This is a genomic window from Leminorella grimontii (assembly GCF_039789245.1).
Lineage (GTDB): Bacteria > Pseudomonadota > Gammaproteobacteria > Enterobacterales > Enterobacteriaceae > Leminorella > Leminorella grimontii.
On record NZ_CP146357.1, the window covers coordinates 3,632,168 to 3,646,643 of the forward strand.

Here is a 14,476-nt window from a genome sequence, read left to right on the forward strand (position 1 = left end):
TCAACATAGATCATCAATACACTACGACATGCTGCTATACGTTCTCTACATCATTGGCATCACGGCCGAATCCATGACCGGCGCGCTGGCGGCCGGTAAAAGCAAGATGGACATTTTCGGCGTCATCATTATCTCTTCAGTGACCGCCATCGGCGGGGGAACGGTAAGGGATATTATTCTCGGCCACTACCCGCTGGGCTGGGTCGCCCATCCGGAATACGTACTGATCGTCGCGGCCGCGTCGGTTATGACGGTCGCAACGTCAAGCATCATGATCTATCTAAGAAAGTTCTTTCTGGTGCTGGATGCGGTAGGGCTGGTGGTGTTTTCTATCATCGGCGCGCAGGTGGCGTTGGGAATGGGGCTGCCGATGCTTATCGCCGGCATCGCCGGGCTTATCACCGGCGTTTTCGGCGGCGTGCTGCGCGATATCTTCTGTAACCGCATTCCGCTGGTGTTTCAAAAAGAGCTGTACGCCAGCGTCTCTTTCGCCGCCGCCATGCTCTACGTTGGGCTCATTCACTTCAAAATAGCGACCGATATCGCCACTATCGCGACGTTAGCTTTCGGTTTTACCTTCCGCATGCTGGCTATCTGGTTCAAAATCGGCCTGCCGGTATTTAGCTACCAAACGGACGATTAAGACCCGACAGACTGGCGCTCCACCAGCCTCGGGGTCAGCGCCAGCGTTTGCGGGCTGCTGTGCAGCCCTTCCAGACGCCGCATCAGCGTGTCTATCGCTAATCGCCCTAATTCTCCCGTCGGCTGATGAATCGTCGTCAGCGGCGGCGTCAGGTACTGCGCCAGTTCGATATCGTCATAGCCGATAACCGCTACGTCCTCGCCAACCTTAAGCCCCATCTGGTTCAGCGCCAGATAGACGCCGACCGCCATGGCGTCGTTACAGGTAAACACGGCGTCCGGCGGTTCGGGTAGCGCCAGCAGCCTGCTCATCGCCTCGAGACCACCGGAAAACTCAAAGTTGCTGAAGATCTGATAGTCATCCGGTGAGTTTAACCCCGCCTTTTCCATTGCTTCCCGATAACCCGCCAAACGCCTGCGCGCCTGTACGTTATCCTTCGGGCCGGTGATGCAGGCAATGCGGCGATAGCCTTTTGATATCAGGTATTCGGTCGCCGTGAGCCCGCCCTGGAGAGAATTGTCCTGAATAACGTCGCACGCGCCGTTAAACGGCCCCCAGTCCATCATTACAATAGGCAGATTGGGATAGCGAGAGAACTGATTTTCCGAGATGGGGTGGCGCTCATTACACATCAAAATAAGGCCGTCGACCCGCCTCTGTAAGAGCGTTTCCAGATTGCTGTTCATCCGCTCAGGATCGTTTTCCGTGTTGCACAAAATCAGGCTATAGCCGCGTTCGTAGCAGCTTTCCTCTACGCCCCGCACCACTTCTGCAAAAAACGGGTTGTTGCTGGACGTCAGCAGCATCCCAATCGTACGCGTCGACTGCGCCTTCAGGCTGCGGGCGACGGCGGAAGGCGAGTAATTCAACGCGGCAACGGCAGAAAGAATTTTATCGCGGACGGACTCACTGACGAACCGACTGTTATTGATGACGTGAGACACCGTAGAGGTGGATACTCCCGCCAAACGAGCGACGTCTTTCATGGTTGCCACGGTACAGCTCCTATTGGCCTGCTAAAAATGCATCGATCTCTTTGCGCCAGGGCACTGACGGCTGCGCGCCCGGCCTGGTTACGGCTATCGCCGCGGCGGCGTGGCCAAAGCGAACGGCGTCCAGCAGCGCACGGCCCTCAAGCAGCGCGGTCATCATCGCGCCGTTAAAGGTATCGCCCGCAGCAATAGTATCGACCGGCTCAACGCGAAAGCCCTTTACCAACTGCCCTTCGCCTTCAACGCTAACCCACGCTCCGCGGCTGCCGAGCGTAATAATCACGGTGCGAATGCCCTTGGCGTGTAGTACTGCGGCGGCGCGATTGGCCTCTTCCTCGCCGGTGACGGCGATGCCGGTCAGGCGCTCCGCTTCGGTTTCATTTGGGGTGATAATGTCGATACGCGACAGCAGCTCGTCAGGCAGCGCCTGCGCGGGCGCAGGGTTCAGCGCTACCGTCGTGCCGTGCTCTTTTGCCAGCTTCGCCGCCGCAACGATGGTTTCAAGCGGGGTTTCAAGCTGCATCAGCAGCGCATCCGCCTCGACGATCCGCTGATGATATTTGTTCAGATAGGCGGGAGTCACCGCCGCGTTGGCCCCGGCGTCGATGGCAATCACGTTCTCGCCGTGACCATTGACGAAAATCATCGCTACGCCCGTGTGGGTGCCCGCTATTGCTTCAACCGGCGCAACGTCGATGTTGTCCTGCTCAAGCTGACGACGAACCTGTCTGCCCACGTCGTCTTCTCCCACGCAGGCGATAAACGTAATATCGGCCCCGCTGCGGCCCGCAGCAACGGCCTGATTCGCGCCCTTGCCGCCGAAAGAAATACGATAGCCCTGCCCGGTGATAGTCTCTCCCGGACGGGGAAATTCCTGCACGTTAAGGATGTGGTCAGCGTTGATGCTGCCCAGCACCGCCAGTTTTTTCCCTGACATCGTTGTCTCCTGTCAAAACGCGCGGCAAGCAGAAGCCCGCCGCGCAAAAGATAGAATAAAAAGCCGAAACAAAAACCCGAAATAAGATGAAGGTTTTACTTGGTAATCAGCTTCAACTCAACAGGAATGTTAGCGTCGACCTTCTCACCCTTCAGTACGTTAACCGCCGTTTCAACGCCGACGCTGCCGATAAGCTCTGGCTGCTGGGCTACGGTCGCGCCCATCTGGCCGCCCTTCACCGCGTTCATGCCGTCTTTGGTACCGTCAAAGCCAACAATCAGCACGTCTTTTTTACCGGCGGTGCGCAGCGCTCTCAGCGCGCCCAGCGCCATTTCGTCGTTTTGAGCAAACACCGCCTGAACGTCAGGGTGCGCCGTCAGCAGGTTCTGCATTACGTTTAGCCCCTTAGTGCGGTCAAAGTCCGCCGGCTGGCTGGCTAAAAGCTTGAACGGATGAGTCGCCATAGACTGCTTGAAGCCCTCGCCGCGCTCGCGGGCGGCGGAGGTGCCGGTGATGCCCTCAAGCTGAATCACCTTTGCGTCGTTGCCCAGCTTCTCGGCGATAAAGTCGCCCGCCAGTTTGCCGCCGGCCACGTTGTCAGAGGCGACGTGGCTGACCACCTCCCCCTTGTTCGCCGCACGGTCCAGCGTGATGACCGGGATATTGGCCTTGTTGGCCATCATGACCGCGTTGCCTACCGCGTCGGAGTCGGTCGGGTTAATCAGCAGCAGCTTAGTGCCGCGCACGGTGAGGTCCTGCACGTTGCTCAGCTCTTTTGCCGGATTGTTTTGCGAATCCAGTACGATCAGGTTGTAACCCAGCTCGTCGGCCTTCTTCTGAGCGCCGTCCTTCATGGACACAAAGAACGGGTTATTCAGCGTGGAGACAACCAGCGCAATGTTCTCTTTCGCCATCGCGCCAACGCTGACGGAAAGGGTAAGAGCGGTTGCAGAGACTATCATTGCCAGCTTTTTCATATTCATCGTCATCGTTCCTATTATCAGTAAAGTGACTCGGCCAGTGAAGTTACTTGCCGCTTCGGTTTTCAACCAGCACCGCCAGCAGAATGACAGCGCCTTTTACAATCATTTGGAAGTAGGCGGAAACGCCCAGCAGGTTGAGCGCGTTGCTTAAAAAGCCCAGGATCAGCGCGCCGATAAGCGTACCGGTAATGCGCCCCTTGCCCCCGGCAAGGCTGGTGCCGCCCAGCACGACGGCGGCGATGGCGTCCAGCTCATAGCCCAGCCCCGCCGTCGGCTGCGCCGAAGAGAGGCGGCCGACTTCAATCACGCCTGCCAGCGCCGTCAGCATGCCGCACAGGGCGTAAACGATAATCTTGACCCGATCGACGCTGATGCCCGACAGGCGGGTCGCCGCCTCGTTGCCGCCCAGCGCATAAATGTAGCGGCCAAGGCGAGTATGGTTAAGCAGGTACCAGGCAGCGATAAATACGACAGCCATAATCCATATCGGTGCGGGAACACCCAGCGGCGTGCCGATGCCAAACCACTCAAACGCCTCGGCGGACTCATTAAAGCCCAGATTAATCGGGCTGCCTTCGGAATACACCAGCGTCGCCCCGCGCAGCATCAGCATCATCACCAGCGTGGCGATAAACGCCTGCACCTTACCCTTGGCGACAATCACGCCGGAAACGCCGCCGATAGCGGCCCCCAGCAGTAACGCCCCCGCGACGGCAACGAAGACGTTGACCTCCAGCCCGACGATAGACGCCGCCACCGCGCCGGTCAGCGCCAGTACGGAACCGACGGACAGGTCAATGCCGGACGTCAAAATCACCAGCGTCATGCCCACGGCGATAATCGCGTTCACCGAGGTCTGCTGCAGGATGTTGAACATGTTGTTGAGCGTGAAGAAGTTGGGGCTTAGAAACGACACCACGACAATAAGCACGATAAGCGCTATCAGCGACTTCTGCTCAAGCAGCCACTCTTTGCCGAACCGCTTGGTGGAAGGGGAATGGTTTAACGTATTCACGAATTATGACTCCTGCTCTACGCGGTTGCTGTTTATCGACTTACCTACGGCCGCCGCCATCAGCACTTCCTGCGTGGCCTGCTCTATGGGGAACTCGCCGCTGATGCGGCCTTCATGCATCACCAGAACGCGATCGCTCATGCCGATAACTTCAGGCATTTCCGAGGAGACGAGGATGATGCTTAGCCCCTCGCGCTTGAACTGGTTGATAAGCTGATAGATCTCTTTCTTGGCGCCGACGTCCACGCCGCGGGTGGGCTCATCCAGAATCAGTACGTTGGGCCGCGTCATTAGCCCGCGGGCGATCGCCACCTTCTGCTGGTTGCCGCCCGACAGCAAACCGATCGGCTGCATCATGGAGGGCGTTTTGACGTTGAACAGCTGGATAAAGTCGCCTACCGCCTGCCGCTCTTCGCCGTGCTTCAGGCTTCCCCAGCGTCTACTGAAGTAGCGCAGCGCCGTCAGGGACATGTTCTCTTTTACCGACATGCCGAGCACCAGCCCGTCGCCCTTGCGGTCTTCCGAGATGTAGACAATGCCGTTTTTCAGGCCGTCCTGAGGACGCTTAATCGCCACGGGGCAACCGTCAAGCAGGATTTCCCCCTTACTGTGGGGCAATGCGCCATAAATCATTTTCACCAACTCGGTGCGCCCTGCGCCCATCAGGCCGGAAACGCCGAGGATCTCGCCGCGATAAAGCTCAAAGTTGGCGTTATTGACGCCGTTGCCGGAAAGCCCCTTAACCTGAAGGCGAAGCGAGCCTCTGGGCAAGTCCAGACGCGGATAGCGTTCATCGAGCTTTCGGCCCACCATCATTTCAATCAGCCGGTCTTCATCCAGCGACGAAACCGGACGTTCGCCGACAAACCCGCCGTCGCGAAGCACCGTTACGTCGTCGCAAATTTCGAAAATCTCTTTCAGGCGGTGGGAAATATAGACGATACCGCACCCTTGGGCGCGCAGCTCGTTGATAACGTTAAACAGCGAGGCGGTTTCCGTGTCGGTCAGAGCGTCGGTCGGTTCATCCATAATGATGACTCTCGACTCGAAGCTCAGCACCTTGGCGATTTCCACCATCTGCCGGTCGCCGATGGACAGTTCGCTCACCGGAATATGGCTGTCAAAGCGAACGTTCAGCCTTGCCAGCAGGCGGTTGGCCTCCGCATAGGTCTTCTTCCAGTTGATGCGCCCGATGGCGTTGACGAACTCCCGGCCGAGGAAAATATTTTCCGCCACGCTCAGCTGGGGGATCAGGTTCAATTCCTGGTGGATAATGCCGATCCCCGCCTCCTGAGAGGCCTTGGGGCCGTTAAACGCGGTCGGCTGCCCTAGATACTCGATGGTCCCCGCGTCTTTGGTATAAATGCCGGTCAGCACCTTCATCAGCGTAGACTTGCCCGCGCCGTTTTCCCCCAGCAGGGCCATCACCTTACCGGGATAAACGTTCAGGCTGGCGCCCGACAGCGCCTTTACGCCGGGAAACGATTTCTCTATTCCGCTGAGCTTAAGCAGAGGCTGCATCTTCATCGCTCCTTTAAAAAACGACGCCGGAGCACAAAATGACGTTGGCAAAAGGCGAGCACTCGCCGGTGCGCACCAGCGCCCGGCTGCCGGCGGTCAGCGCCTTAAACTCCGCGTGCGGTACGTATTCGACGGCAATGCGGTTGCGCTGGTTTTCCTCCAGATCCCGCAGTCGCGCCAGCAGTTGGAGGTGCAGCTCGGCGTTTTTCTCTTTAATTTCCGAAGCGATAATCGCCTTTTCTACCTGCATTTCTTCAACTACTGCGTCGAACACCTGTAAAAAAGAGGGAACGCCGTGAGTCAGGGCGAGATCGATACGCTCAACCAAGGCGGGAACCGGCAGGCCGGCATCGCCGATAGTCAGCGTATCGGTATGGCCGAGCCGGGCTATCGCAGAGGACAGCGGGGCGTTAAGCAGGAGGCCTTTTTTCATATGTTCCTCTCTATTCCTCTTAATCAGAGCACTGTCGATTCAGGTTAAAAAATCGACATCGAAACGTTTCGCTATTGAGCCGAGTTTAGGAATGAACGAAAAGAAAGCAATTTTTTTATTGGAAAACTGTGACAGCCATCGAAACGTTTCGATTTAGGCTGAACGCGGAATCGTGACAGCTGGAAAGGCAAGAAAAACTCGTTCGAAGTGAAGCTTCAGATTAATAACAAACACTGAAAACAAGCGCTGAACTGAGTGCGAAGTCAATCGGAGGGAGAGGTTACTCGCTTCGCTCGCCCTACGGGCCAACACGTTGTGTTGTTCAACGCCTAAAGGCGTTGTCCGTTGGGGTCGAATTGGCGTAAGCCAACGACAAACCGGCAAAGCCGGTTTGAACAGCGCTTGCGCTGGCACTGATGGGTGAAGCCCGAAGGGCTTCATAACGGCCCCTAGGAAGGCTATGCCCGACGCACTCCCAAAGCTAATAAAGGCGCCCTTCCGGCCGAGCACAATGGTAATATAGGCAGATAGTACTTTCGGCCGGAATATACACAGAAGGTAATTAAGACAATTCCTGCTCCATCACCAACATCTCCCGCAACTGCGACGAAACCACAAACTCCGCCTCCGTCTTTTGGCGGATCTGTTCAACGCTCACGCCCGGCGCGTGCTCGGTCAACGTTAGTTGGCCATCGATAAACTGGAACACCGCCAGTTCGGTCACCACGGTAGACACGCAGCCGCACGCCGTCAGCGGCAGCGTACAGCTACGCAAGATTTTAGACGCGCCGCTCTTGGCGCAGTGCTCCATCGCCACGATCACCTTTCGCGAACCGGTGACCAGATCCATCGCGCCGCCCATGCCGGGCACCATCTTGCCGGGAATCATCCAGTTGGCCAGATTGCCGTGCTGGTCAACCTCCAGCCCGCCCAGCACGCAGGCGTCCACGTGGCCGCCGCGAATAAGCGCAAAGGAAAACGCGCTGTCAAACGTCGCGCCGCCGGGAATAATCCCACACGGCTGCCCGCCGGCGTTGGCGACGTCTGGATCGGGGTTTTCTTCATCCGCCGGGCAGATGCCGACAAAGCCGTTTTCCGACTGCAGGACAATGTCTACGCCGTCCGGCAGATAGTGGGCCACCATGGTCGGCAGGCCGATGCCGAGGTTGACCACGTCGCCATCTTTTAGCTCCAGCGCCACGCGCTTGGCGATAAAGGCTTTAGGGTTCATAGCGCGCCTCCTTTAAATACGCCGCTGACCAGCAGGCCCGGCGTCATGATGCTGTCAGGATCCATTGCGCCAACCTCGACCAGCTCCTCCACTTCGGCAAACACCCGCTCGGCCGCCAGCGCCACCAGCGGGTTAAAGTTTCTCGCCGAGCGACGATAATAGAGATTGCCCGCCGCGTCGCCGCGCTTGGCATAGACGATCGCCAAATCGGCGCGCAGCGGCATTTCCAGCAGGTAGTGACGACCATCGATGGTCATTCTCTGCTTACCTTCTTCCACTACGGTACCAACGCCCGTCGGCGTCAGAAAGCCGCCCAGCCCGGCCCCGCCGGCGCGAATTCGCTCCGCCAGCGTCCCCTGCGGCACCAGCTCGACTTCCATCTCGCCGGCAATCATTTTGCGGCCCGTTTCCGGATGCAGGCCGATATGAGAGGCTATCACCTTGCGCACCCTGCCCGCCTCCACCAGCGGCGCCACGCCAACGCCCGGTTTGCCGGTGTCGTTGCCGATAAGCGTCAGGTCTTTGACGCCGGAATCCAGCAGCATTTGCACCAGCGTCGGGGGCGTGCCCTGCCCCATAAATCCGCCGAACATCACGCTCATGCCGTCGCGAAAGTGGCGGGAGAGGTCCTCCCGCGCGGTGACTTTAGACTTCATGACTCATCCTCCTTGGCAAATTACAGGCGTTCAACCACGACGGACACGCCCTGCCCGCCGCCAACGCACAGCGTCGCCAACCCGAAGGTTTTGTCCCTAGCGCGCAGCGCGTGCAAAAGCGAGACCAGGATGCGAGCGCCCGAAGCGCCGATCGGATGGCCCAGCGCGATCGCGCCGCCGTTGACGTTGGTCTTTTCCATATCGAAACAGAGTTCGCGCCCCACGGCGATAAACTGGGCGGCAAAGGCCTCGTTGGCCTCAATCAGGTCGAGATCCTTAACGGCAAGCCGCGCCTTTTCCAACGCCTTTATCGTCGAAGGTACCGGCCCAATGCCCATCACCGACGGGTCGACGCCCGCGGTCGCATAGCCGCGGATGCGGGCCAGCGGCGTCAGCCCAAGCGACTTCGCCTTCTGCGCCGACATCACGATAAGCGCCGCCGCGCCGTCGTTAATACCGGATGCGTTGCCGGCGGTCACCGTTCCCTCTTTGGCGAAGGCCGGGCGCAGCTTTGCCAACGCCTCGGCGCTCGCATCGGCTCGCGGATACTCGTCGCAGTCGAATACGACCTCCTTTTTCCTCTGCATCACGGTCACCGGCACGATTTCGCCTGCAAACGCGCCGCTTTCCGTCGCCGCCACCGCGCGCTGCTGGGAACGCAGCGCCACTTCGTCCTGCTCTTGGCGGCTGATGCCGTAGCTCTGGGCGACGTTTTCCGCCGTAATGCCCATGTGGTATTGGTTAAAGGCGCAGCTCAAGCCGTCATGCACCACGCTGTCGGTCAAGGTGCCGTCACCCATGCGGTAGCCCCAGCGGGCCTTGTCCAGCAGGTAGGGCGCGGCGGACATGTTTTCCATGCCGCCCGCCAGCACGACGTCGGCATCACCGGCAGCGATCGACTGCGCCGCCATAATGACGCTCTTCAACCCTGACCCGCAGACCACGTTAATCGAGGTGGCCGGAACGGCTTCGGGAATGCCGGCCCGAATGGCCGCCTGCCGCGCCGGGTTCTGTCCAAGCCCGGCCTGAAGCACGTTGCCGAGCACCACGTCGTTTACCGCGTCGGACGTAATCCCCGCCCGAGCGATGGCCTCTTTCGCCACGATAGCGCCCAGCTCAGGCGCGCTAACGCCCGCAAGCGAGCCGCCGAAGCTGCCGATGGCCGTGCGTACGGCGCTGACGATAACGATATCGTTCATCACTTTGCTCCCCGCAGGTTCAGGATCTGACGCGCCTCATCAGGCGTCGCCGGGTCGCGACCGGCCTCTTTCGCCAGGCGCACCGCGCGCTCGACGAACTCGGCGTTGGACTTCGCCAGCCGCCCCTTGCTGTAGTAGACGTTGTCCTCCATGCCGACGCGCACGTGCCCGCCCAGCGCCAGCGTCGCCAGCAGCACGGGCATATGGCCGCGGCCGATGCCGAACGCCGACCAGTGGGCGTCCACCGGCAGCAGGTTCCTGAGGTAGACCAGGTTTTCCACCGTGGCCGCCGTGCCGCCCGCCGCGCCCAGCACCAGCTGATAGTAAGCGGGCGTTTTAATCAGGTTCTTTTTGATGTAGTGGAGGGAGTTATAAAACATCCCGGCATCGAAAATTTCGATCTCCGGCCGCACGCCGTTGTCGATCATCAACTGACCGAGCTTTTCCAGAAACGCCGGATGGTTGATAAACAGGCCGCTGTGGGCCCAGTTCATCGAGCCGCAGTCGTAGGAGGCCAGCTCCGGCTTCAGCGCCGCCACGTGCATCATGCGCGTTTCGTCGGTCGCGTTCAGGTCGCCGGAAGTGGTGAGGTTAATCACGATGTCGCACTTCTCGCGAATAAGGCCTACCGTCTCACGAAACTTCTCGATGTTCATCGTGCCCTTGCCTTCGTCGTCGCGCATGTGCAGGTGGGCAATGGCGGCGCCCGCCTGCCAGCATTCATAAACGTCGTTGGCTATCTCTTTCGGCGTTAGCGGAATGTTGGGGTTGTCCTGCTTGGTCGGAAAGGCGCCGGTGGTGGCGACGGTAATAATGGTTTTGTTATTCATTTCAGCTTTCTCCCTGTACTTCAGCGCCAGGCTGCGCCGCGGCAGCCGGTCGTTTTTCTTTGTCGATATCGGGCAGCGCGAACATCATCAGCCCGGCCAGGCAGAAGAAGACGGCGCAAATCATGATGCCGGTCACCAGACCGTAGCTCTGGGCGATAAAGCCCATGGCGAATGGAGCGAAGGCGGAAACGCCCCGGCCGATGTTGAAACAGAAACCCGCCCCTAACGTGCGAACGCGGGTTGGGAACAGCTCGGGGAAGTAGGAGCCCATCAGTCCGACGAACGCGGTGAAGAAGGCGTAAACCGGCCCCATCACCAGCAGCGCGGTATGGCCGGTCATGTTGACGTAAATGGGCAGCGTTATCGCCGTGCCGATAAACGAAATCACCAGCGCTTTGCGGCGGCCGGCTTTGTCGGCCAAAATGCCGAACACGTTATAGCCGACGAACATGCCCACGTTCAGCACCACGAAGAACAGCGACATGGTTTCAATGCTCAGACCGCGATCCTGCGTCAGGAACAGCGGCAGCCAGGTGGTACAGCCCCAGTAGCCGATGAGGCCGAAGCTGGCGACCACGGTGGCCAGCAGCGTGTTGCGGGCCAGCTCTTTGGAAAAAATTTCGCCGATGCGCACCTTCTCGCCCTTGCCCTTCTGCGCCTCTTTCTGCTTTTTCCAGCTTTCGGACTCCGGCACGAATATCAGGAAGTAGACGGCGGCGATAATCGCACCCGCGCCGCACAGGAACAGAGCGCGCCAGCCGTAGGTCGGAATGATAAGGTAGGCTAAAAACGCCGCAAGGCCCGCGCCCGCAGGAAACGAGCTCAGCACGAAGGAGGCTGCTCTGCCCCGCTGCTTCGGCGGCCAGGTCTCCGCGATGTAGGCCACGATGATGCTCCAAACTCCGCCTAAGCCCAGGCCCGCGAGGAAGCGCAGCACCAGAATTTCAAACCAGGTGCTGGTAAAGGCGATGGCCGCCGTCAGAACGCTGAATACCATCAGGCTCCAGAACAGGGTTTTACGGCGCCCGTAGTTGTCGGCGCACCAGCCTACGACGACGCTGCTCAGGCCGATGCCGACCATCGTCGCCGTCGCCAGCAGGCCGCCGTCCGCCTTGGAAATACCCAGATCGGCAATAATCACCGGCATGGATACGGCAAGCAGTAGAATATCTACCGCGTCGAACATGTAGCCAAAAAAGCCGCCGAACAGAACGTGCCACTTTACCCGGGAATTACCGGCGGTCGCAGCGGCGTTGTCATGAGATTGCTTCATAGCGTCGTCTCCCGTCAGAGGTCGAACATGGCGACCGGCCTGCACCATCCGGCGCTGGCGGCCTTAATTTTGATGGGGAAGCAGGCAATCTTGAAGCCAAACGGCGGTAGCTTATCCAGATTGTTCATCTTCTCCATGTGGTAGTACTCGCGCTCAATGCCGGCGAAGTGTCCTTCCCAAATCAGGGAGGAATCGCCGGTTTCTTCAAATTCTTCGGCAATCAGCGACAGCGGGCGATCCCAGCTCCAGGCGTCGGTGCCGACGACCTTTATGCCGCGCTCCAGCAGGTAGAGCGTCGCTTCGCGAGTCATGCCGCAGCCCGCGCTGGTGTAAGCGGCGGTGCCCCACTGCTTCATAGCGCCGGTGTAAATGACGACGATGTCTAGCGGCTTTAACGTATAGCCGATGCGAGCCAATTCCGCCTCCAGCAGCTCAACGGTAATCTTGCCGCCTTCACCAGGAACCTCGGAGAAGTCGAGCTTAACGCCGTCCGAGAAGCACCATTCAAGGGGAATGTGGTCGATAGTACGGGCCGGTTCGCCCTGATTCATGGTCGGGTGATAGTGCCACGGCGCGTCCAGATGGGTGCCGCTATGGGTAGTCAGTTGGATATACTCAATCGACCAGCCCAGCCCGCCGGGTAAATCCTTCTCGGTCGCCGTCGGGAAAAACTGGCGCATGTGTTCCGCCCCCTTGTCGTGCCCCCAGTAGTCAATGCGGGTCGGCATGGACGGCGGGTCGCAAGGGGTTTGGTCTTCAATCGTTACGCTCAGATCGATGATTTTCATGTTGGTTCTCACTGTTGCTTTTATATTTGGTCGTACGTCCAACCTACAATAGTTTAGACAGTCGTCCAAATTGATTTATCAGGATCGTGAACGAGATCGAAAAATGGCGGGATAAGTAAATAAAGAGTTTGTAAGATGCTAATTAATTGTGTGGATTTTCGGCCTATTTAGGCGACAGCGGCACAAAACTTAACGCATTTTTACCCGAGCGACTTATAATGCCGCTTTAATGGAATTAAGAAACGGCGCTTTGACGGTAGCCCTAACGGTACGAACATGCAGATATCGACATCCGAAAAAATCCTGAACGCCGCAGAAGAGCTTTTTGCCCAAAGCAGCTATGACGCCGTCTCTATTCGGCAAATCACGCAAAAGGCCGACGTGAAGCTGGCGCTGGCACACTACCACTTTGGCACCAAAGAGTCGCTGTTCGACGCGGTCATCAAGCGCCGCATCGGCCAGCTTAGCCAGTCTCGCCTGCAGCTGTTGGACTACTTTCGTCAACAGAACGACGGCAATCCTCTGCCCCTTGAAAAAATCGTCCACGCCTTCGTGATGCCCTACCTGTTCTGGCACCTGAACGGCGGTGACGGCTGGCGCAGCTACGCCCGCATCGTATCAACGCTGCTCGGCTACAACCTGACACTGCTTCAGGAGCAGTTTGACGGCGGCGCCAGAGCGTTTCAGCAGGAGATGCGCCGCTCGATGCCCAACGCCGACGAGGCGAGCGTTCAGTGGGGGTTCGACTTTATGGTCGGCGTGATGTGCAATACGTTCTCCGAAGTCGACCGCATCGGCGGGCTGTCGGGCGGGCTTTGCACGACGGAAAATAAAGAAGAGGCCTGCGAATACCTGCTGGCGTTTATCATCGCCGGGCTGGAAAAGCTGGCGGACAACAAAAAGCAGGATCTGAACGGCAGTTTGGACGTGCTGAAATCATTAACTATGTGTGAATGAAAAGCGGCCCTCGATCGCTCAAGGGCCGCCAGCCGATTTGATTATGAACTAAACTTCAGCCCGATGATGCCGCAAATAATCAGGCACAGGCTGATTATCCGCACGGCGCTCGCCGATTCCCCCATCAGCACGATGCCGGTGACCGCCGCGCCAACGGCGCCAATGCCGGTCCATACCGCATAAGCCGTGCCCATCGGCAGGGTTTTCATGGCGTTGGCCAGCAGCAAAAAGCTTGCGGCCATCGCCACCAGCGTAATGACGCTCGGCGTTAATCGAGTAAATCCGTGACTGTATTTAAGACCAATCGCCCATACCACTTCGAGCAAACCGGCAATTAACAGAATAATCCAGGCCATGTGGGTACTCCCCTTAACTTACGTTGGGGTCGTCCCCTGAGTGATGACGCCCGCCGGGTCGTCCCGATGGGCCAAAGAAATAAGCGTTGCACGATAACGTCACGCGCCGCACGCTGACTCTATTGTAGCCGAATCGACGCGATTTTTGCCAAAAAAATAGATTGACGACTTCCCGTTCCTCATCTTAAATGATGTACATACACCATTTTGAATGACGAGCTCCCCATGCAAACGCCGCTGCCGACAGAACCCTGCCTGTGTACTCGCGCCCGACGCGCGGCCCAGAGGATGACCGACTATTATGATAAGGCCCTCTCGCCCAGCGGCGTTAGCGTCAATCAGTATGCGCTGTTGATAAACATCGCTCGCCTCGGCGAATGCGGTACGGGGGAGCTGGCGCAGAAGCTTAAGCTTGAAAAAAGCACGCTGGTGCGCACCCTCAAGCCGCTGCTGGAAGCGGACCTGATTGTCGACGTCTCCGAAGCCAAAAGCCGAAAGCGCAAAATGCGCCTGACGCAGGAAGGTGAAAGCGTGCTGCAAAAGGCCATCCCTCTGTGGCAGCAGGTGCAAGACGAGCTGAAAGACCGGCTCAGCGACGACTATGAGCGCCTGATTCACTTTTTTGACACTGCTAACGACCTCTAGCGATACCCCTACTCCCC

Annotated in this window: 16 protein-coding genes; 3 read left to right on the forward strand and 13 right to left on the reverse strand. The window is 58.5% G+C overall.

Annotated elements, in window-relative coordinates; translation table 11 throughout:
* Window positions 1-28 precede the first annotated feature (28 nt).
* Window positions 29-643, forward strand: a complete 615-nt coding sequence (locus V8L73_RS16815) for a trimeric intracellular cation channel family protein (protein ID WP_027275515.1) — start codon at window positions 29-31, stop codon at window positions 641-643.
* On the opposite strand, the gene rbsR is transcribed toward V8L73_RS16815, so the two are convergent.
* The 12 genes from rbsR to V8L73_RS16875 all read right to left on the reverse strand — a co-directional run bounded on the left by rbsR (window position 640) and on the right by V8L73_RS16875 (window position 12,501).
* Window positions 640-1,638 carry a ribose operon transcriptional repressor RbsR gene (gene rbsR / locus V8L73_RS16820; protein ID WP_347253525.1) on the reverse strand — a complete coding sequence of 333 codons (999 nt, stop codon included), beginning with the start codon at window positions 1,636-1,638 and terminating at the stop codon, window positions 640-642. The genes V8L73_RS16815 and rbsR overlap by 4 nt on opposite strands.
* 10 nt (window positions 1,639-1,648) lie before the next feature.
* Window positions 1,649-2,572 carry a ribokinase gene (gene rbsK, locus V8L73_RS16825; RefSeq protein ID WP_347253526.1) on the reverse strand — a complete coding sequence of 308 codons (924 nt, stop codon included), beginning with the start codon at window positions 2,570-2,572 and terminating at the stop codon, window positions 1,649-1,651.
* A gap of 95 nt (window positions 2,573-2,667) precedes the next feature.
* Window positions 2,668-3,555 carry a ribose ABC transporter substrate-binding protein RbsB gene (gene rbsB, locus V8L73_RS16830; RefSeq protein WP_347253527.1) on the reverse strand — a complete coding sequence of 296 codons (888 nt, stop codon included), beginning with the start codon at window positions 3,553-3,555 and terminating at the stop codon, window positions 2,668-2,670.
* Window positions 3,556-3,598: 43 nt separating this feature from the next.
* The gene (rbsC, locus tag V8L73_RS16835) at window positions 3,599-4,570 is read right to left on the reverse strand and encodes a ribose ABC transporter permease (RefSeq protein ID WP_027275511.1); all 972 of its coding nucleotides are present in this window, start codon (window positions 4,568-4,570) and stop codon (window positions 3,599-3,601) included.
* A 3-nt stretch (window positions 4,571-4,573) separates the two neighbouring features.
* Entirely contained in the window at window positions 4,574-6,091 is a 1,518-nt protein-coding gene (gene rbsA, locus V8L73_RS16840; protein WP_347253528.1) for a ribose ABC transporter ATP-binding protein RbsA, read from the reverse strand.
* A gap of 13 nt (window positions 6,092-6,104) precedes the next feature.
* Window positions 6,105-6,524 (reverse strand): D-ribose pyranase, encoded by a 420-nt coding sequence (gene rbsD, locus V8L73_RS16845; protein ID WP_027275509.1) that lies wholly within the window; start codon window positions 6,522-6,524, stop codon window positions 6,105-6,107.
* Between the two features lie 562 nt (window positions 6,525-7,086).
* Complete coding sequence (locus tag V8L73_RS16850; RefSeq protein ID WP_347253529.1) at window positions 7,087-7,755, reverse strand: 3-oxoacid CoA-transferase subunit B; 669 nt, start codon at window positions 7,753-7,755, stop codon at window positions 7,087-7,089.
* Window positions 7,752-8,411, reverse strand: coding sequence for an acetate CoA-transferase subunit alpha (gene atoD / locus V8L73_RS16855; protein WP_347253530.1), 660 nt, complete (start codon window positions 8,409-8,411; stop codon window positions 7,752-7,754). The genes V8L73_RS16850 and atoD overlap by 4 nt, the downstream gene beginning before the upstream one ends.
* A gap of 20 nt (window positions 8,412-8,431) precedes the next feature.
* Window positions 8,432-9,610, reverse strand: coding sequence for an acetyl-CoA C-acetyltransferase (locus V8L73_RS16860; RefSeq protein WP_347253531.1), 1,179 nt, complete (start codon window positions 9,608-9,610; stop codon window positions 8,432-8,434).
* On the reverse strand, window positions 9,610-10,440 hold the full coding sequence (locus V8L73_RS16865) for a 3-keto-5-aminohexanoate cleavage protein (protein WP_347253532.1): 831 nt from the start codon (window positions 10,438-10,440) through the stop codon (window positions 9,610-9,612). Before V8L73_RS16865 ends, V8L73_RS16860 begins: the two co-directional genes overlap by 1 nt.
* Window position 10,441: 1 nt before the next feature.
* Entirely contained in the window at window positions 10,442-11,713 is a 1,272-nt protein-coding gene (locus V8L73_RS16870; protein WP_347253533.1) for an MFS transporter, read from the reverse strand.
* Between the two features lie 14 nt (window positions 11,714-11,727).
* Window positions 11,728-12,501, reverse strand: a complete 774-nt coding sequence (locus V8L73_RS16875; RefSeq protein WP_027275503.1) for a cyclase family protein — start codon at window positions 12,499-12,501, stop codon at window positions 11,728-11,730.
* 276 nt (window positions 12,502-12,777) lie between these two features.
* On the opposite strand from V8L73_RS16875, the gene V8L73_RS16880 reads away from it, so the two are divergent.
* Complete coding sequence (locus V8L73_RS16880) at window positions 12,778-13,458, forward strand: TetR/AcrR family transcriptional regulator (protein ID WP_027275502.1); 681 nt, start codon at window positions 12,778-12,780, stop codon at window positions 13,456-13,458.
* A 41-nt stretch (window positions 13,459-13,499) separates the two neighbouring features.
* Here the strand turns inward: V8L73_RS16880 and sugE are convergent, their stop codons facing one another.
* Window positions 13,500-13,814: a quaternary ammonium compound efflux SMR transporter SugE gene (gene sugE, locus V8L73_RS16885; RefSeq protein WP_027275501.1), complete on the reverse strand. Its 315-nt coding sequence runs from the start codon at window positions 13,812-13,814 to the stop codon at window positions 13,500-13,502.
* A gap of 225 nt (window positions 13,815-14,039) precedes the next feature.
* On the opposite strand from sugE, the gene V8L73_RS16890 reads away from it, so the two are divergent.
* The gene (locus V8L73_RS16890; RefSeq protein ID WP_051155794.1) at window positions 14,040-14,459 is read left to right on the forward strand and encodes a MarR family winged helix-turn-helix transcriptional regulator; all 420 of its coding nucleotides are present in this window, start codon (window positions 14,040-14,042) and stop codon (window positions 14,457-14,459) included.
* Window positions 14,460-14,476 lie beyond the last annotated feature (17 nt).